Annotated in this window: 16 protein-coding genes; 8 read left to right on the top strand and 8 right to left on the bottom strand. The window is 62.1% G+C overall.

Going from position 1 to position 17,384, the window contains the following annotated elements; translation table 11 throughout:
* Positions 1 to 96: 96 nt before the first annotated feature.
* The gene (locus ACODSV_RS19850; RefSeq protein WP_150056034.1) at positions 97 to 708 is read right to left on the bottom strand and encodes an FMN-dependent NADH-azoreductase; all 612 of its coding nucleotides are present in this window, start codon (positions 706 to 708) and stop codon (positions 97 to 99) included.
* A gap of 124 nt (positions 709 to 832) precedes the next feature.
* Between ACODSV_RS19850 and ACODSV_RS19845 the strand changes: the two genes are divergently transcribed.
* Together ACODSV_RS19845 and ACODSV_RS19840 are read left to right on the top strand one after the other, a co-directional pair.
* Positions 833 to 1,741: a LysR substrate-binding domain-containing protein gene (locus ACODSV_RS19845; protein WP_150056035.1), complete on the top strand. Its 909-nt coding sequence runs from the start codon at positions 833 to 835 to the stop codon at positions 1,739 to 1,741.
* The gene (locus ACODSV_RS19840) at positions 1,738 to 2,094 is read left to right on the top strand and encodes an MmcQ/YjbR family DNA-binding protein (RefSeq protein WP_150056036.1); all 357 of its coding nucleotides are present in this window, start codon (positions 1,738 to 1,740) and stop codon (positions 2,092 to 2,094) included. Before ACODSV_RS19845 ends, ACODSV_RS19840 begins: the two co-directional genes overlap by 4 nt.
* On the opposite strand, the gene ACODSV_RS19835 is transcribed toward ACODSV_RS19840, so the two are convergent.
* A complete protein-coding gene (locus tag ACODSV_RS19835) occupies positions 2,083 to 2,466 on the bottom strand; it encodes a DUF1294 domain-containing protein (RefSeq protein WP_150056037.1) in 384 nt (127 codons plus the stop codon). The genes ACODSV_RS19840 and ACODSV_RS19835 overlap by 12 nt on opposite strands.
* Positions 2,463 to 3,293, bottom strand: a complete 831-nt coding sequence (locus ACODSV_RS19830) for an undecaprenyl-diphosphate phosphatase (RefSeq protein WP_150056038.1) — start codon at positions 3,291 to 3,293, stop codon at positions 2,463 to 2,465. Before ACODSV_RS19830 ends, ACODSV_RS19835 begins: the two co-directional genes overlap by 4 nt.
* Before the next feature lie 230 nt (positions 3,294 to 3,523).
* Between ACODSV_RS19830 and ACODSV_RS19825 the strand changes: the two genes are divergently transcribed.
* The 3 genes from ACODSV_RS19825 to ACODSV_RS19815 all read left to right on the top strand — a co-directional run bounded on the left by ACODSV_RS19825 (position 3,524) and on the right by ACODSV_RS19815 (position 6,369).
* Positions 3,524 to 5,158 (top strand): methyl-accepting chemotaxis protein, encoded by a 1,635-nt coding sequence (locus ACODSV_RS19825; RefSeq protein WP_024075217.1) that lies wholly within the window; start codon positions 3,524 to 3,526, stop codon positions 5,156 to 5,158.
* Positions 5,159 to 5,290: 132 nt separating this feature from the next.
* A complete protein-coding gene (gene pnuC / locus ACODSV_RS19820) occupies positions 5,291 to 5,854 on the top strand; it encodes a nicotinamide riboside transporter PnuC (RefSeq protein WP_024075216.1) in 564 nt (187 codons plus the stop codon).
* Positions 5,851 to 6,369 carry an AAA family ATPase gene (locus ACODSV_RS19815; protein ID WP_069075924.1) on the top strand — a complete coding sequence of 173 codons (519 nt, stop codon included), beginning with the start codon at positions 5,851 to 5,853 and terminating at the stop codon, positions 6,367 to 6,369. Before pnuC ends, ACODSV_RS19815 begins: the two co-directional genes overlap by 4 nt.
* Before the next feature lie 37 nt (positions 6,370 to 6,406).
* Here the strand turns inward: ACODSV_RS19815 and ggt are convergent, their stop codons facing one another.
* On the bottom strand, positions 6,407 to 8,131 hold the full coding sequence (ggt, locus tag ACODSV_RS19810; RefSeq protein ID WP_150056292.1) for a gamma-glutamyltransferase: 1,725 nt from the start codon (positions 8,129 to 8,131) through the stop codon (positions 6,407 to 6,409).
* A gap of 160 nt (positions 8,132 to 8,291) precedes the next feature.
* Here ggt and ACODSV_RS19805 point away from each other — a divergent pair, with 160 nt between their 5' ends.
* Positions 8,292 to 8,939 carry a TetR/AcrR family transcriptional regulator gene (locus tag ACODSV_RS19805; protein ID WP_069075925.1) on the top strand — a complete coding sequence of 216 codons (648 nt, stop codon included), beginning with the start codon at positions 8,292 to 8,294 and terminating at the stop codon, positions 8,937 to 8,939.
* 45 nt (positions 8,940 to 8,984) lie between these two features.
* On the opposite strand, the gene ACODSV_RS19800 is transcribed toward ACODSV_RS19805, so the two are convergent.
* The 4 genes from ACODSV_RS19800 to ACODSV_RS19785 form a co-directional block, all read right to left on the bottom strand.
* Entirely contained in the window at positions 8,985 to 12,506 is a 3,522-nt protein-coding gene (locus ACODSV_RS19800) for a molybdopterin cofactor-binding domain-containing protein (RefSeq protein WP_150056293.1), read from the bottom strand.
* Positions 12,507 to 12,508: 2 nt separating this feature from the next.
* Positions 12,509 to 12,994 carry a (2Fe-2S)-binding protein gene (locus tag ACODSV_RS19795; RefSeq protein ID WP_024075211.1) on the bottom strand — a complete coding sequence of 162 codons (486 nt, stop codon included), beginning with the start codon at positions 12,992 to 12,994 and terminating at the stop codon, positions 12,509 to 12,511.
* Between the two features lie 533 nt (positions 12,995 to 13,527).
* Positions 13,528 to 13,962: a MarR family winged helix-turn-helix transcriptional regulator gene (locus ACODSV_RS19790; RefSeq protein ID WP_081329278.1), complete on the bottom strand. Its 435-nt coding sequence runs from the start codon at positions 13,960 to 13,962 to the stop codon at positions 13,528 to 13,530.
* A 129-nt stretch (positions 13,963 to 14,091) separates the two neighbouring features.
* The gene (locus ACODSV_RS19785; RefSeq protein ID WP_024075209.1) at positions 14,092 to 15,144 is read right to left on the bottom strand and encodes a 2,5-dihydroxypyridine 5,6-dioxygenase; all 1,053 of its coding nucleotides are present in this window, start codon (positions 15,142 to 15,144) and stop codon (positions 14,092 to 14,094) included.
* A gap of 308 nt (positions 15,145 to 15,452) precedes the next feature.
* Here ACODSV_RS19785 and ACODSV_RS19780 point away from each other — a divergent pair, with 308 nt between their 5' ends.
* Together ACODSV_RS19780 and ACODSV_RS19775 are read left to right on the top strand one after the other, a co-directional pair.
* On the top strand, positions 15,453 to 16,586 hold the full coding sequence (locus ACODSV_RS19780) for an FAD-dependent monooxygenase (RefSeq protein WP_024075208.1): 1,134 nt from the start codon (positions 15,453 to 15,455) through the stop codon (positions 16,584 to 16,586).
* Positions 16,583 to 17,383 carry an alpha/beta fold hydrolase gene (locus ACODSV_RS19775; protein ID WP_150055327.1) on the top strand — a complete coding sequence of 267 codons (801 nt, stop codon included), beginning with the start codon at positions 16,583 to 16,585 and terminating at the stop codon, positions 17,381 to 17,383. The genes ACODSV_RS19780 and ACODSV_RS19775 overlap by 4 nt, the downstream gene beginning before the upstream one ends.
* The last annotated feature ends 1 nt before the right edge of the window (position 17,384 follow it).

The following is a 17,384-nucleotide window of genomic DNA, read 5'->3' as shown; positions in this document are numbered from 1 at the left end:
ACTCCGTACTCCGATCACTTTTCAGGCGATCAGAATACAGAGTTTAGGCGCCCGGCTTCGGATTGAAACCGGTCAACGGCGAAATTTACACAAGCCTTACGCGGCGGCGAACAATTGTTCGTTGATGAGTACGTTGGCGTCGTTCAGGGCTTTGCTGCGAGCGTCGTCGCCGTACGCCAGGCCGTGGGCACGGACGAATTCGATGTCGGTGATACCGAGGAAGCCCAGCATGACTTTGAGGTACTCCTCATGGGCCACACCCGTTGCCTGGCCAACATGCAAGCCACCGGACGTGGAGACGATGATGACTTTCTTGTTGCCGCACAGGCCTTCCGGGCCGGCTTCGGTGTAACGGAAGGTCTGGCCGGCAACCGCGATGCGGTCGATCCAGGCCTTGAGCTGGGTCGGAATGGTGAAGTTGTACATCGGCGCACCGATCACAACAGCATCGGCGGCGAGGAATTCAGCCAGGGTCGATGCGCTCAGGTCAGCCTCGTGTTTTTGCGCAGCATCACGCAGGTCCGCGGCAGTCCCCAGGGCCCCCAGGGTCGCGCCGGAGAAGTGGCTGATACCTTCGTTGGCCAGGTCGCGATAGGTGACTTCCACACCCGGCTCAGCCGCTTGCCAGGCTTTGACCACGCCGGCACTGAGCTGACGGGAAGCCGAGTTGTCACCGAGGATGCTGGAATCGATATGCAACAGTTTCATGGGAAAGCTCCAAATAAGGTCAGCGGTAAGGATTAGATGGTGTTAAGCCTACGCATGAAACCAATAGCCGATAAGGTGGTTGAAATGCGATAGTTCGTCCCACTGACAGGACAATAGGCCCATCATGCAAGACCTCAATGACCTCTACTATTTCGCCAAAGTCGTCGAATCCGGCGGCTTTGCGGCGGCCGGACGCCTGCTGGGAATTCCTAAATCGCGCCTGTCGCGGCGCATTGCCGAGCTGGAAGAACGCTTGGGCGCGCGCCTGTTGCAACGCACCACCCGGCAATTGACCCTCACCGCCGTCGGCGAGCGCTACCTGCGCCATTGCCAGGCAATGTTGCTGGAAGCGGAAATGGCCGATGAGGCCGTGGCCAGCATGTCCAGCGAACCCCGCGGGCGTCTGCGTGTCAGCTGCCCGGTGGGCATGGCCCAACACATCCTGCCGGAACTGGTCGCCGGGTTTCTCGCCGCCCACCCGTTGGTGCAACTGGAAATGACCCTGGTCAACCGTCGCGTGGACCTGGTAGCCGAAGGCATTGACGTGGCCCTGCGCGTGCGCGAGCTGGGCGATGAAGACCCGCTGCTGGTAACCAAGCGCCTGCGCCAGGCCCAGACCGTGCTGGTTGCCAGCCCCGAGTTCATGCGCCACCGGCAGGTCAACGACCTTGATGACCTCAAGCAACTGCCGGTACTCGGCGCACTGGAAGCCGACCGCATGGTGCACCTGCGCGTTCTCGACCCCCAGGGCAATCCCCAGGACCTGGTGATGGAGGCGCGGCTGGGCATCGACGACTTTATCGTGCGCAAGGCCAGCGCGATCATGGGGCTCGGCTTTACTGTACTGCCGATGATGTATTGCGAAGAGGAATTGGCCAGCGGCCGATTGGTACAACTGTTGCCGCAGTGGTCGCTGCCGGGCGGCTGGCTGCAGGCCGTATACCCGCATCGGCGCGGCGTACTGCCGGCCATTCGTGCCTGGATCGACTACCTGGAAGAAGGCTTCAAAGACTGTGGAGACCGCTTGCTATGAACATGACCGAAGCACAAGTCGCACACTTCTGCCTGAGCCTGCCGGGCGCTCGGGAAGACTACAAATGGGGCGGCGTACGGGTGTTCTCGATCGCCGGCAACAAGATGTTCGCCGTGCAGCACCTGCGCGGTGACTCGTTGGCGTTCAAGGTCGACAAAGAGCTGTTCCTCGGCCACGTGGATCGCCCAGGCATCCACCCGGCGCCCTACCTGGCACGCGCGCAGTGGATCATCATGAACACGCCCTACCCGTTGGGCGCCGAGGAGTTGCGCGGTTTGTTGCAGCGCTCCCACCAGCTGGTGGTGAGCAAGCTGCCCAAGCGCACGCAGATCGGGTTGTTGCTAGAGGATTGAACCCAAGGTGCCGCCCAGGAATAACTGATCCAGCCAGAACACCTGGTGCAACAGCACGATTGCCCAGAACAGCACCTGGTAAGACACCTTGCGCGTCTTGTGGCGGAACACCTGCTGGGCAATCAACGCCCCCGGCCAGCCACCCGCCAGCTCAACGGCGTGCAGGATGTTTTCCGGGGTGCGCCTGCTGTCGGCGCGCGCCTTGCGCTTGTCATTCCAGTACAAAAAGAACGCCACCACGCTGACCACGCCATAGGCCACCAACGGGATCACGGTTTCACCGCGCCGCCACACCAGCACCGACCCCAACAGCGGCGCGGCGCACAACAGTGCGAAGATCAGCGCCTTCAGGCGCGGGTGTTGAATCGTCATGCCTTGGCCGCTGCCCAGTCGATCCAACCGAACTGCCAGGTCGCCAGGATCAGCAAGCCGAAGGCAATTCGATACCAGGCAAACGCCGCATAGCTGTGGCTGGCGATGAACTTGAGCAGGCCCTTGACCGCGATCATCGCGAAGATGAACGAGGTGACAAAGCCGACGGCGAACACCGGCAGGTCGGCCGGCTGGAACAGGTCACGGTACTTGTAGCCCGAATACACCGCCGCACCGACCATGGTCGGCATGGCCAGGAAGAACGAGAACTCGGTGGCGGCCTTGCGCGACAGGCCAAACAGCAGGCCACCGATAATGGTCGAGCCGGAACGCGAGGTGCCGGGGATCATTGCCAGGCACTGGGCAAAGCCCACCTTCAGCGCGTCTTTCCAGGTGATGTCATCGACGGTCTCGGCATGCACTTCGTGTTGGCGGCGCTCGGCCCACAACATGATGATGCCGCCCACTACCAGCGCCGTGGCCACAGTGATCGGGTTGAACAGGTAATGGTGGATCAGGTTGGCGAAAATCACCCCCAGCACCACCGCCGGCAGGAACGCGATCAACAGGTTGAGCGTGAATCGCTGGGCATTGCGCTGGGTCGGCAGGCCAGTGACCACATCGAGAATCTTGCGCCGAAACTCCCAGACCACCGCGAGGATCGCGCCGAGCTGGATGATGATGTTGAACGCCATGGCGCGTTCACCGCCGAAGTCGAGCAAGTCGGCGACGATAATCTGGTGACCGGTGCTGGAGATGGGCAGGAACTCCGTCAGCCCCTCCACCACGCCGAGTATCAATGCCTGTGCGGCGGTCCACAAATCCATACTTCCCCCAAAGGTCTTGCGCTACGGCAAGCCTCGCTAGTCTTTTTAATGGTTCACTGACAACGAGCGCACTAAAGTGCCCGGTGTTGAGATTCAACGCCGGTCTGCAAAAATTCTGTGAAAAATCAGGCAGTACTCAGGTTTTCCAATTTCAGGCCGAAAGCCTATCAGACAAGCCGGAAATGTCGATGCGACGGCCACAATTATAAAAAGCACGGAGTGACAGGACGATGAACAGTTTGCGCAATATGTCGATCAGCCGGCGCCTCTGGCTGATCCTGATAGTCGCCGTGCTGATGCTGCTGACCCTGGGTTTGCTGATGCTCAAGCAGATCCATGGCGACCTTTATCAGGCCAAGCGCCAACAGACCCAGAACGTGGTACAGACCGCCAGCGGAATCCTGACTTTTTATCACAGCCTCGAAACCACCGGCGTCATGACCCGCGAAGCTGCGCAAAAACAAGCCCTGAGCGCGGTGCGCGGTTTGCGCTATGGCCATGACGATTATTTCTGGATCAACGACCTGACGCCGGTGATGATCATGCACCCGGCCAACCCCAAGCTCGATGGCCAGAACCTCTCGGCGATCCGCGACCCGGACGGCTTTGCCGTGTTCAACGAGTTCGTCAGCCTGGCCAAGACCAAGGGCGCCGGGATCATCAGCTACCGTTGGCCGAAGCCGGGGTCCGACGCACCGGTTGAGAAGACCTCGTATATCCAACTGTTCGAGCCCTGGGGCTGGATCATCGGCTCCGGCGTGTATGTGGATGATGTCCAGGCCGAGTTCAATGTGCAGGTGTGGAAAGCGTCGGGGATCGGCCTGGCCATCGCCGTGGTCATGGCCCTGCTGGTCTCGCTGATCGTGCGCAGCATCGTGCGGCCATTGCAGGAAGCCGTGAACGCCATGGGCAATATCGCCAGCGGCGAAAGCGACCTGACCCGCAGCCTCGACACCCACGGCCGGGACGAAGTCACCCAGTTGTCCCAGCATTTCAACAGTTTTACCGCCAAGCTGCGCCAGGTCGTCAGCCAATTGCAGGTCTGCGCCAATGCCCTGGGACAGTCGTCCACCGAGCTGGGCAACAACGCCTCCCAGGCCCATGACCGCAGCCAGCAACAGTCGCAGCAGATGGAGCTGGTGGCCACCGCGATCAATGAAGTCACCTACGGCGTGCAGGACGTGGCGAAAAACGCCGAGCACGCCGCCAGTGAAATGCGCGACGCCCAGGCCCAGGCACAGCAGGGCCAGGTCAATATCGACAGCAGCCTGCAACAGATCGACCAACTGTCCACCACCATCAGCCAGGCCGTGGAAGTGATCCGTACCCTGTCCAGTGAAAGCACCCAGATCGGCGGCGTGCTCGAAGTGATCCGCTCGATCGCCGACCAGACCAACCTGCTCGCCTTGAACGCCGCGATCGAAGCCGCGCGGGCCGGCGAGCAAGGGCGCGGGTTTGCCGTGGTCGCGGATGAAGTGCGCCTGCTGGCCCAGCGCACGCAAAAATCCACGGCTGAAATCCAGGCGATGATCGAGCGCCTGCAAGGTCACTCGGAAGCCGCGGTCAAGGTCATCAGCGATAGCCACAGCGCCTCGCAACTGACCATCGAACAGGCCGGCCAGGCCGGTGCCAGCCTCACCGCCATCGGTCAGGCGCTGCAAAACCTCAACGGCCTCAACGCCTCGATTGCCAGCGCCACCCTGCAACAGGCGCACGTAGTGGAAGACATCAACCAGAACGTGACCCAGGCCGCCGGGCTGTCCCACAGCACGGCGCTGGCGGCAGAACAGTCCAGCGTGGCCAGTGCGCACCTGCGTAGCCTGAGCGAGCAACTCGAAGGCTTGCTGCGCCAATTCAAGGTCTAGCGCCGTTCAACCTGTGGGAGGGGGCAAGTCGAATCGTCGCACCGCCCCTCCCACATTTGCCCTCCGGTGTTTTGAAGATTGCCTGCCTCTGGTTACAATCCCGGCCCTCTCCCACTCTCCCAAGGAACCACCATGTCCGGGCTTGAACTGTTCGCCGCCGCCCTGGGGGTGATCGCTGTCTGGCTGACAGTCAAGCAAAACCCCTGGTGCTGGCCCATCGGACTGGTGATGGTGCTGCTCTACACTTGGGTGTTCTATGACGTGAAACTCTACTCCGACATGCTGCTACAGGTGGTCTACGCCGCCTTGCAGGTGTACGGCTGGTGGCAGTGGACCCGCGCCGGCGAGGTCAGGCAAGGCCGCCAGGTCACCCGCCTGGGCTGGCCTGCAATCATGACCAGCCTGGCCATCGGTGCGGTCGGCAGCCTGCTGCTCGGCGCTGCCATGGCCCACTGGACCGACGCCGCCCAACCCTGGCTCGATGCCGCCCTGACTGGCTTCAGCCTGGTGGCGCAGATGTGGATGGCGCAGAAGCGCGTGCAGTGCTGGCCGCTGTGGGTCGCCCTCGATGTGATCTTCGTCGGGCTGTTTCTCTACAAAGGCCTCTACCTCACCGCCGCGCTTTACGCCTTGTTCACGGTGATCGCCGTGCAAGGCTGGCGTGAATGGCGCGCCGACCCGGCGTTGCACGCATGAAAGTAGTGGTACTGGCCGGCCCCGAATCCAGCGGTAAAAGCTGGCTGGCGAGCGAACTGCAAGCCCATTTCGGCGGGCTGATGGTGGGGGAATACGTGCGCTATTTCATCGACCAGCATCAGCGTGACACCCGCCTGGCCGACATTCCGGCCATCGCTCGTGGCCAACTGGCCTGGGAAGACGCCGCCCGCGCCGAACAACCGCACCTGCTGATCCTCGACACGCACCTGCTGACCAACAAACTGTGGAGCCAGACCCTGTTCGGCGACTACCCGGCGTGGCTCGACGACGAACTGCTGGCCCGGCACTACGACCTGCACCTGCTGCTATCCCCGGAGGATGTGGAATGGACTGCGGATGGCCAGCGCTGCCAACCGCAATTGGCCGACCGCCAGGCGTTTTTCCAGGATGGCCTGGAGTGGATGCAGCAGCATCGACAGGCGGTGGTGGTGATTCGAGGGGATTGGGAAGCGCGCCGCGCCAAGGCCTTCGCGGCAGTCAAACAGATACTGTAGGAGCGAGCATGCTCGCTCCTACAGCGCATTGCAGCAGTTAGTAGCCCAGCGACAGCCCCGTATTACGACGCGGGTCATTGGCCCCATAGAAGCGGTTATTCCCCACTGGCTTGCCCTCCAGCGACGGTGCGCCCACCAGGATCGCGGCCAGGTGGTTGGCATCCTGAGGCCCGGCAAACTTGTGGCCCCAACTTTCGAGGATCTTCTGGGTGTCGGGGCTCACCGCAAAGGTTTCGAGGTTGGTGGTGTCTGGCGTCCACTGTTGGTGGAAACGCGGCGCGTCGACGGCTTCCTGAATGTTCATCTTGTAGTCGATGACATTGAGGATGGTCAGCAAGGTGGCGGTGATGATGCGGCTGCCACCCGGCGTACCGACGACCATCACGGCCTTGCCGTCCTTGGTCACGATGGTCGGGCTCATCGACGACAACGGCGCCTTGCCCGGTGCGATGGCGTTGGCTTCACCCTGCACCAGCCCATACATGTTCGGCACGCCGACCTTGACGGTAAAGTCGTCCATTTCATCGTTGAGGATCACCCCGGTCTTGCTCGCCATCACGCCGGCACCGAACCAGTCGTTGAGGGTGTAGGTCACCGACACCGCGTTGCCCCACTTGTCGACGATGGAGTAGTGAGTGGTGTTGTTGCCTTCATGGGGCGATACGCCGGGCTTGATCGCCTGGGAGTCGCCGGCCTTGTTCGGCTCGATCGCGTCACGCAGTTTCGTGGCGTAGTTTTTGTCGAGCAGATGCTCGATCGGGTTCTTCACGAAGTCCGGATCGCCGAGGTAGCTGTTGCGGTCCACATAGGCATGGCGCATCGCTTCGATCTGGTAGTGCAGGCCCTGGGCCGAGTGATAGCCCAGGTCGGCCATCGGGTAGCCTTCGAGGATGTTCATGATCTGGCAGATCACCACGCCCCCGGAGCTCGGTGGCGGCGCCGAGACCACGTGGTAGCCGCGATAGTCGCACTCGATAGGCGCCAGTTCGCGGGTCTTGTACTTGTCGAGGTCAGCCTGGGTGATGATGCCTTTGCCGGCCTGGCTGGAATCCACCAACGCCTTGGCCACCCAGCCTTTATAGAAACCGTCGCTGCCCTTGGCAGAGATTTCTTTCAACGTCTTGGCCAGGTCTTTCTGGACCAGCTTCTGGCCCACCTGCATCGGTTGGCCGTTGTGCAGGAAGATCGCGCGCAGGTCCTTGTCTTTTTCGAACTCGCCAGTGGCGGTGTGCAGCAGGTCGATATCGCCCTGTTCCAGTTCAAAGCCGTTTTCCGCCAGCTTGATCGCCGGGGCAATCACCTGGGCGCGCTTGAGGGTGCCGTATTTGCTCAAGGCCAGCTCCATGCCCGACACCGTGCCGGGAACGCCGACCGCCAGATGGCCCTTGGCGCTGAGGCCGTCAACGACATTGCCGTCCTTGTCCAGGTACATGTCGGCGGTGGCCGCCAAGGGGGCTTTTTCGCGGAAGTCGAGGAAGGTCTTGCGCCCGTCGGCCAGTTGCACGGTCATAAAGCCGCCGCCGCCGAGGTTACCCGCCGCCGGATACACCACCGCCAACGCGTAGCCGACGGCTACGGCCGCATCCACCGCATTGCCGCCAGCCTTGAGTACATCCACGCCCACATGAGTGGCCAAATGCTGGGCGGTCACCACCATGCCATTTTCACCGGCCACCGGGGCCTGGGAGGCGGCGTGCACGCCGCTGACCGTCAACACCAGCGCAGTGGCAATTAATGTGCGGCTGAAGGGTTGGTATTTCATCCATGGCTACTCTAATTATTGAGATGCACCAAAATAGCCCGGCGCGGATTGAATCCCCAGCGCAATGGCGTTTTTATTACAGAACTTGTCGGTCACAGAACGGAGCGGAAAATCCCCATGCTATATTCCGCGCCCAAACTGTCGTGCGAGGCACTTTGACATGGTGATCAAGAAGACCGGCATTCGGGCACAACAGGCCGACCAGACCCGCGCACGCATCCTCCAGGCGGCGGTCAAGGTGTTCACCCGCGACGGCTATTCCGGCGGCCGCGTCGATACCATCTCCAAGGAGGCCGACTCCAACGACCGCATGCTCTATTACTATTTCGGCAGCAAGGAACACCTGTTCGTCTGCGTGCTGGAACACACCTACGAGCAATTCAACCAAGCCGAAGGCAAACTCAAGCTGAACCTCGACACACCCGTGCAGGCCCTGCGCGACCTGGTGGGGTTTATCTGGAACTACTACGTCAAGCACCCGGAGTTCGTGGCGATCCTGAGCATCGAGAACCTGCACCAAGGCAAGCACGCCCGGCAGTCGGGTGAGATGCGACGGCTGTCAGGCGAAGCGGTTGGCGTATTGCGGCCGATTATCGAAGCCGGCCAGGCCCAGGGCGTATTCCGCGAGGATGTCGACCTCAAGCACGTGTACTTGATGATCGCCTCGCTGTGCTACTTCTATAACTCCAACCGCCATACCCTCAGCTCGTTCCTGGGGGAGGATTTGTCGAACAAGGGGCCGCAGCAGGATTGGCTGGGATTTATCAGTGACCTGGTGGTCCGGGGCGTCACACCGCCCCCCTTGTAGAAACCGGACCCACCTGTGGGCGCAAGCCCGCTCGCCATAATAGTGTCAGTGCGTACCAGGGTTGGCGCGTAGGTGGGCGACCTTCTGTTCCAGCCCTTCCCAGCCTGGCGCATTCGGCGCAAATCGCCCGCGCAGATAGGCCACCAGATCCGCCACCTGAGTGTTCGACAGGCTGTCCTTGAAGCCCGGCATATAGCCCAGATCCTGTGTGGCCGGGTTGTTGATGCCTTGCAGGATCACCTTGATCAAATTGTCCGGCCGATCGCTGTGCACATTGGTATTGGTCGCCAGTGACGGGCTGACCCCAAACAATTTCGGCCCCAGGCCATCGGCATGGCAGGCTTTGCACGCGCCCTCGAACACACGCCGGCCATTGGGATTTGGCACCGGGGTCGCCACCTGCACGTCAGCAACGGCCTCGGCCTTCAGCGACGCCAGGTACACCGCCATCGCACGGATATCCGCCTTGGGCAATTTCGACAACTCACTGACCACCGGCCCCATCGGGCCTGCCGCCACGCCATGGGCATCGGCATAACCGGTACTCAAATACGTGAACAACTGATCTTCGGTCCACGGCGTCGGCGCCTTCGACAGCCCCGTCAGCGCCGGGGCCTCCCAGCCGTCCACGATGCCACCGGCCAGGAACGCCTTGCCGCCCTTCTCTGCCCCCATCAGATTGCGCGGCGAATGGCACGCCGCGCAGTGCCCCAAGCCGTTCACCAGATAATTGCCGCGATTCCATTGCTCACTGCGTTCAGGCTGCGGGGTGATTTCACCGCGACGCAGATTGAGTGCATTCCACCCCGCCATCAGGGGCCGTAGATTGAACGGAAACCTCATGGCATTCGGCGTCGGCGCCTGGCTAACCGGCGCCTGGGCCATCAGGTAGGCGTACAGCGCCTGCATGTCGGCATCGTTGATGTTGCGAAACGCCGTATAGGGAAACGCCGGGTACAGGTTGCGTCCGTCACGGCCAATCCCATCGCGCATCGCCCGCTCGAACGCGGGGTATGACCAGGCGCCAATGCCGGTCTCGACATCCGGGGTGATATTGCTGCTGTACAGCGTGCCGAACGGCGTCTGCATCGCCAGGCCACCAGCATTGGCCGCTCCACCAGGCGCCGTATGGCACACCGCGCAATCCCCTGCCGCCGCCAGCAAACGCCCGCGTTCCAGCGTGGCCTTGGACCAGGTGCCGGCGCTGGGCGGCGCTATGGGTGCAATCTCGCTGTGAAACGGCCAGGCCGTGGCCAGCACCGCGCCCAGGGTGGCGAACAGCGCACCGAACCACCACTTGCGGCGTTTTTCCGGCGACTTGGCGGGCTCCCCCAAGGTGCCGGCATTCAACGCCGCCAGCACACGTTCCGGGGTGATCGGCAACTCGCGAAAGCGAATCCCGGTGGCGTCGTAGATCGCATTGGCAATCGCCGCCGCGCTGGGCACCGACGCCGACTCACCGGCGCCCATGGGCGGTTGATCCTGGCGCGGCATCATCATCACATCGATCTGCGGCACTTCGGGAAAGGTCAGGATCGGGTAACCGCCCCACTCCTTGCTCGCCACCGTCGACTCTTCAAACGTCACGCGCTCTTTGAGTACGCGGCTGGTGGACTGGATCACATTGCCGTGGATCTGATGTTGCACGCCCGCCGGGTTGATCATCATCCCTGCGTCATGGCCGATCACTACCCGCGTCACCGACACATCGCCGGTCTGCTTGTCGATCGCCACGTCCGCCACCCACGCCGCCCAGGCCGCACCGAAACCTGGGAATTTGCTATGGATGTAGCGCGCGTAGGCAAAGCCGCGGCCGCGCAGCAGGTGGTCTTCGCTGGCGGTCTGCATCGGCGCAGTGCGCGGCGACCAGTTGGCGCGTTCAGCGGTGGATTTGACCAGATCGATGGCGCGCTCATCCTTGAGATAACGCAGGCGGTATTCCACCGGGTCCACGCCGGCAGCGAACGCCAGTTCGTCGATATAGGATTCGTGGGCGAAGGTGTTGGGCAAGGCCGATACGCCACGCATCCACGAAGCCCGCACGATGGGTGCCATGTCGTTGATGGTCACGCGCATGGACTCGATGTCATAGGGTGGAATCGAGGTGCGGTCGCCCATCTCGAACATCGCCGCCACCGGCTCGACACGACCGGTCAACAACAGCGCCAGGGTCGGCGCGCCATTCGAGGGGTAGCTGGTTTCAAAATCGTAGGCGGCAATGCTGCCGTCGGCGTTGAGGCCGCCATCCACTTCCATCAGCTGCGCGGTGCCCTTGGGCTCCCACAGGTGTTCCTGTTCACGGCTCAGTTGCACGCGCACCGGCTTGCCCACCGCGCGCGACAGCAGCAGCGCGTCGGCACACACATCGTCGGCACAATTGCGCCCGTAACAGCCGGCGGCCTCCATGCGGATCACCTCGATCAGCGCTTCATCGCAGGCCAACAACCAAGCGAGGTCAGCGCGCAGCAGGTGCGGGTTCTGGCTGCCGGACCATACGCGGCTGCCGGCCGGCGTGTAATCCGCCACGCCGCAGGATGGGCCGATGGAGCCGTGCATCTGGTATGGCCACAGGTAACTGCGCGGCATGCGCTGGCTGGCATTGGCGAGCGCTTCGTCGACATTGCCCTGGTCGAGCACCGTGCGGCGAACGCGAGGATTGTCGCGGATGGCCTGCTCAACATCGCTCATATCCGGCAACCCATTGTTCCACGGTTTCCAGTGCACCTGCAGCGCCTCGGCGGCCTTGATCGCCTGCTCCTCGCGCAGCGCCACCACCCCGACAAAATCACGGATCACCACCACCGCGACGATGCCGGGGATATGCGCGATGGAGGACTCATCCACGCTCAACAGGCTGTTGCCGACAAAGTCGCCGCAATCCAGCCCTGCATACGGCGGGCGCACCACCCGACCATGGAGCATGCCGGGCACACGCATGTCATGGACATAGGTCAACTCGCCAGTGGCCTTGCCGGGGATGTCTACCCGTTCGGCGCCCTTGCCCACCAGGTGATAATCCTCAAGGGCCTTCAAGGGGGCATCACCGCTGACGCGCAACTGATCGCGCTGGCCGCAGACCAGCTCGCCATAGGTGAGGGTTCGCCCGTCTGACGCATGAATCACGCCCGCTTCCACCTTGAGGCTCGCCGTACTGACGCCCCAACGCCCGGCGGCCCGCGCCAGCAGAAAGCGCCGCGCTTCGGCCGCCGCGTTACGCAGCGGCACTGCGGAAATCTGCAAGGTCGCGCTGGCAATCGTCGCGCCCTGATTTGGCACGCGCTCCGTGTCGCCGAGCACCATCCTCACCTGGTCCAGGTCCAGATCGAGCTCTTCGGCGACGATCTGCGCCAGCGCGGTGCGGATACCGGTGCCCAGGTCCACATGGCCGTTGAAGGCGTACACCAGACCGTCATCGTTCACGGCGATAAACAATCCCAGTTCCTTGGGCTTCACGGTGGGCGTCCCGCCCTTGGCCACCGGACCGGAAGGCGGTAGCACATCATCGACGATCAGCAGCACGCCGGCCTTGGCCAGCCACTGGTCACGGGAAAGCGGAGTATCGGTCATGGTCATCGATCCACGGTCATAAGGCGGGCGGCACGCAGCACCGCGCGGAGGATTTCGAGATGGGTGCCACAGCGGCAGAGGTTGCCCGACAACTCATTGCGCACCTCGGCTTCGCTGGGGTTGGGATTGCGGTCAAGCAAAGCCTTGGTGGTCATGATCATGCCGTTGAGGCAGTAACCGCATTGGGCGGCCTGCTCATCAATAAAGGCCTGCTGCACCGGGTGCGGCGCCTGGCGCGTGCCGAGGCCTTCAAGGGTGACGATCTTGCGCCCTGCCGCCCCCGACAGCGGGAATACACAGGAGCGCGCGGCCACGCCATCGATGATCACGGTACATGCGCCGCACTCCCCCAAACCGCAGCCGTACTTGGGGCCGTTGAGTTGCAGGTCATTGCGCAACACCAGTAGCAGCGAGGTGTCCGCCATGGCGCTGACTTCGCTGGGTTGGCCGTTGACCTCAAGCGCTACCGTGATGTGGGGGCTGATCATTCGCTTCGCCTGTCTCCATTGATGAAGTAGTCACTACATGAAACAGTCAAAAAAAAGCGTCACGGACCTGGGGCCTCGCGACACACTTGACTCATGAAGTGGCTGCTACATCAATTCAGAGCAAAAACGATGCCAAGGGGGTGGACGCATCCTCTGTGGCAAGTGGGCTGGTTGTGCTGTGACAAGGGGACTTGTTGTGGCAAGGGGACCTGTTGTGGTGAGCAGGTTTGTTGTGGCGAGTGGGCTTGTTGTGGCGAGTGGGCTTGTTGTGGCGAGCGGGCTTGCCCCGCGTTGGGGCGCGAAGCGGCCCTAACCCCAGGCGCCACGGTTTTTCAGAAAGAACTCGGCGACTTTATTGGGGCGGCTTCGCCACCCAACGCGGGGCAAGCCCGCTCGCCACAACAAGCCGGCTCGCCACAACAGGTCCCCTTGCCATAACAAGTCCCCTTGCCACAACAGGCCCACTTGCCACAACAAGGTCCCCTTGCCACTACGGGCCCGCTAACCAAACCAAGCCCGGCTCCAGGCCGCTATCAGTCCTGGGGATCGTCGATCATCTTGCGCAGCAGGAACAGCACCGCCACCCGTTCGGCGGGGTTGAGGTTGCTCATGGTCAACTCGCTGATCTGTGCCGCGCGCGGCGTAGTATGTGCGACCAGTTCGGCGCCCGCGCCAGACAGGTTGACCACCACCTTGCGCTTGTCTTGCGGGTCGGGCTCCAGGGTAATCAGTTCCTTCGCCTTGAGCCGTTCGACAATCCCGCGAATGGTCGCCTGGTCCACAGCCGTGGCCTTGACCAGCTCAGTCAGGGAACTTGCACCGTGATCGCGCAGCGCACACAGGGTGACGAACTGCACAGCAGTGAGCTGCGAATCGCCGACATTCTGCTGAAAGATCGCCAGGTGGCGCTGGTAGGCCTTGCGCAACAGGTGGCCAACTTGTTCAGAAAAGACGTAGGAATCAGGCACGGCGGACTCGGTGGGTGGTTGGCGATGGGAAGGCATGATGGCGGGGATGCCGAAATGACTCAAGGCACTCATCGCCTGAAAGCACTCAAAAATGCGGGAGGGGACTTGCCCCCTGCCCACACGGGATCTTCAGCGAGCCAAGGACGCTGCGGGGGCCACCACATCCCCCGCAATCACCACCGCCTCATCATCCAGGTACACGTCGCAATTGCGCAGCGGAATATCCATATGGCACGGCGTCTTGCGCGTGCCGCCCACCTCGGTATTCGGCCCGGTGGAAAACAGGAAGTTGCCATAGAACGCCCGCGCATCCATGCACATGCCGTCGTTCTTGTCATGCAGGCCCATGGCGGTCCATTGCGCCCGCGGCTGCAAGCCCCAGCCGATATGGGAGATGCCGTACACCTCAGGGTCGTTGAAGTACTTCATGTAGTCGCGCAGGTATTCGGCCTCGAAACCACCATGAATCCCGGTGATAAAGCCCTTCTCGATCTCCAGGGTGATCTTCTCGCGGGTGTAGGTCTTGAACGGCAGGAGGATGTCGCCAATGTCCAGCACCAGCACGCCCTCGGCGGTTTCTTCGTTGGGCCATGAGAACAGAAAACCACTCGGCCAGTGGTCCCAGCGCCCAGGTTCATCGGCAAAACCGTATTCAGTCACTGACGGGTACTGCCCCAAGGCGGCGCGGAAATCGCTGCCGGCGCGGGATTTGACGTGGATCGAACGCGCTTTCTTCAACATCTGTTCGGCCGCCAGTACGCGCACCTTGTCGTCTTCGCTGGGCAGCATGCGCGCCAGCACTTCCGGCGGCTCCACAGCCAGCAGGATGCGCGTGCCGGTCTTGAGGATCTGCTCCTGCTCCGGCGAGTGCAGCAGCATCATGGTATCGACGATCAGGTCGGCGGCTTCGAGCGCACGCTGGGCGGCGATATTGCCGGTGAGTGCGGTGTCACCGCAGTAGGCGGTCATGTCATTGCCCATCGCCCGTGGATGGTTGAACGACGGCAATTCCACTGCGTACACCTTGGCGCCCAAGCGCTGCGCCGCGTCCATTGCGGCACGCACGGTACGCGCGTCGGAATAATGGCTCTTGAGCACGGCCACGCTCTGGGTCGCATCGACCTTCGACAACCGCAGCACATGTTCAAACATCTGGGTCAGTTCGCAATCGCTTACCGGCATTTTCCTGTCTCCTGTTGGGTTGCACCAAGTTCAGGCATTGCGCTTCACTCTAGTGCACTTTTATAGCGTATACGCCATTTAATAACGATAAGACCTGAATTGCAGGTCGACTGCAAGCGCCGCGCCAAACCGTTACCAACCCACACAAACCTAATATTTAATGGCTACCAAGCGTTACACAGGCCGATTGACGCCCAAAAATAAATTTTCAACGATGGACTTCCCATTTCAAAAAATGAGCGTATACACTTTAAAAACCTTGCGGAAAGATACCGCCGAAAAATCAAAAAGAGAGAGGAACACGCCCCATGGGAAGCACACAAAAAATCGCCATCGTCGGTGCCGGCCTGGGTGGCGCGGCGGCAGCCACCCTGTTGCAACAAGCTGGCTTCGACGTGGACGTTTTTGAGCAGGCACCGGAATTTTCCCGGTTGGGCGCGGGCATCCACATGGGCCCCAACATCATGAAAATCTTCCGCCGCATGGGCATCGAGAAGCAGTTGGACTTGATGGGCTCGCACCCCGAGCACTGGTTCAGCCGTTGCGGCGAAACCGGCGACTACCTCTCGCGCATCCCCCTCACCGGCTACGGTGCTTCCTATATCACCGTGCACCGCGGCGACCTGCACGCCTTGCAGATGTCCACCCTCAAGCCCGGCACCCTGCACTTCAACAAGCGCCTGGAAACCCTTGAAGAAACCGATACCCAGGTGCGCCTGACCTTTGCCGACGGCGAAGTGACCTACGCCGATATCGTGATCGGCGCCGACGGCATCAACTCAAAGATCCGCGAAGAACTGCTCGGCGTGGAAAAACCGCTGTACAGCGGCTGGGTCGCGCACCGCGCGCTGATCCGTGGCGACCAGCTGGCCAAGTACGACCTCACGTTCGAGGACTGCATCAAGTGGTGGACCGAAGACCGTCACATGATGGTCTACTACACCACCGGCAAGCGCGACGAGTACTACTACGTGACCGGTGTGCCCCATGCCGAATGGGACTTCCAGGGTGCCTTCGTCGACAGCAGCCGCGAAGAGATGTTCGAGGCGTTCAAGGGTTACCACCCCACCGTGCAGGCGCTGATCGAATCCACCGAAAGCGTGACCAAATGGCCGCTGCGCAACCGCAACCCGTTGCCGCTGTGGAGCCGCGGCCGCCTGGTGCTGTTGGGCGATGCCTGCCACCCGATGAAACCACACATGGCCCAAGGCGCGGGCATGGCCATCGAAGACGCCGCCATGCTCACCCGCTGCCTGCAGGAAACCGGGATCAGCGACTACCGCACCGCCTTCCAGCTCTACGAAGCCAACCGCAAGGAACGTGCGTCCCGCGTGCAGGCCGTGTCCAACGCCAACACCTGGCTGCGCACCCAGGAAGATCCGGCCTGGGTCTACGGCTATGACCTGTACGCCCAGGAGCTGAAATCGGGGGTGGCCGCGTGAGCACCTTCCTCTATGGCGGCAACGTGCAGGCCAATAGCATTCGCCAGCATTACCTGCGCTACGGCGGCAAAGGGCCGGCGCTGATCCTGATCCCGGGCATCACCAGCCCTGCAATCACCTGGGGGTTCGTCGCCGAACGCCTGGGCGAACACTTCGACACCTACGTGCTGGACGTGCGCGGGCGTGGGCTGTCCTCCACCGGACCTGGGCTGGACTACAGCGCAGACACCTGCGCCGAGGACATTGGCGCCTTTGCCGACGCACTTCATCTGGACAGCTACCACTTGGTCGGCCATTCCATGGGCGCGCGCTTTGCCGTACGCAGCGCGGTCAAGCACCCCAGGGGCGTCAACCGTGTGGTGCTGATCGACCCACCAGTGTCCGGCCCCGGCCGGCGTGAATACCCGAGCAAACTGCCGTGGTACGTCGACTCGATCCGCCAATCCCTGATCGGCATGGACGCAGAGGCCATGCGCGCCTTCTGCGCCACCTGGACCGACGCGCAACTGCAACTGCGCGCCGAGTGGCTGCACACCTGCTTTGAACCGGCCATCGTGCGTGCCTTCAATGACTTCCACACGGTGGACTTCCACCAAGACCTGCCGCACCTCAAGGCCCCGGCCCTGTTGATGGTGGCCGGGCGTGGTGGCGTGATCCTGGATGACGACATCGCGGAAATCCAGGCCCTGCAACCGAGCATCCAGGTCGCCCGCGTGCCGAATGCCGGGCACATGATTCCGTGGGACGACCTCGAAGGCTTCTTCCACGCCCTCGGCGACTTCCTCCTACAACAATAAG

The organism is Pseudomonas sp. FG86, assembly GCF_057808775.1.
Note: the sequence above shows the minus strand (reverse complement) of the source record. Positions and strands in the feature narration are given on the sequence as shown.

Coding starts and splice junctions, on each gene's coding strand:
- ACODSV_RS19845 (WP_150056035.1), top strand. CDS start 833: ATGCAAGACCTCAATGACCTCTACTATTTCGCCAAAGTCGTCGAATCC.
- ACODSV_RS19835 (WP_150056037.1), bottom strand. CDS start 2,466: ATGACGATTCAACACCCGCGCCTGAAGGCGCTGATCTTCGCACTGTTG.
- ACODSV_RS19815 (WP_069075924.1), top strand. CDS start 5,851: ATGAAAGTAGTGGTACTGGCCGGCCCCGAATCCAGCGGTAAAAGCTGG.
- ACODSV_RS19805 (WP_069075925.1), top strand. CDS start 8,292: ATGGTGATCAAGAAGACCGGCATTCGGGCACAACAGGCCGACCAGACC.
- ACODSV_RS19800 (WP_150056293.1), bottom strand. CDS start 12,506: ATGACCGATACTCCGCTTTCCCGTGACCAGTGGCTGGCCAAGGCCGGC.
- ACODSV_RS19785 (WP_024075209.1), bottom strand. CDS start 15,144: ATGCCGGTAAGCGATTGCGAACTGACCCAGATGTTTGAACATGTGCTG.
- pnuC (WP_024075216.1), top strand. CDS start 5,291: ATGTCCGGGCTTGAACTGTTCGCCGCCGCCCTGGGGGTGATCGCTGTC.
- ACODSV_RS19850 (WP_150056034.1), bottom strand. CDS start 708: ATGAAACTGTTGCATATCGATTCCAGCATCCTCGGTGACAACTCGGCT.
- ACODSV_RS19830 (WP_150056038.1), bottom strand. CDS start 3,293: ATGGATTTGTGGACCGCCGCACAGGCATTGATACTCGGCGTGGTGGAG.
- ACODSV_RS19840 (WP_150056036.1), top strand. CDS start 1,738: ATGAACATGACCGAAGCACAAGTCGCACACTTCTGCCTGAGCCTGCCG.
- ACODSV_RS19795 (WP_024075211.1), bottom strand. CDS start 12,994: ATGATCAGCCCCCACATCACGGTAGCGCTTGAGGTCAACGGCCAACCC.
- ggt (WP_150056292.1), bottom strand. CDS start 8,131: ATGAAATACCAACCCTTCAGCCGCACATTAATTGCCACTGCGCTGGTG.
- ACODSV_RS19825 (WP_024075217.1), top strand. CDS start 3,524: ATGAACAGTTTGCGCAATATGTCGATCAGCCGGCGCCTCTGGCTGATC.
- ACODSV_RS19780 (WP_024075208.1), top strand. CDS start 15,453: ATGGGAAGCACACAAAAAATCGCCATCGTCGGTGCCGGCCTGGGTGGC.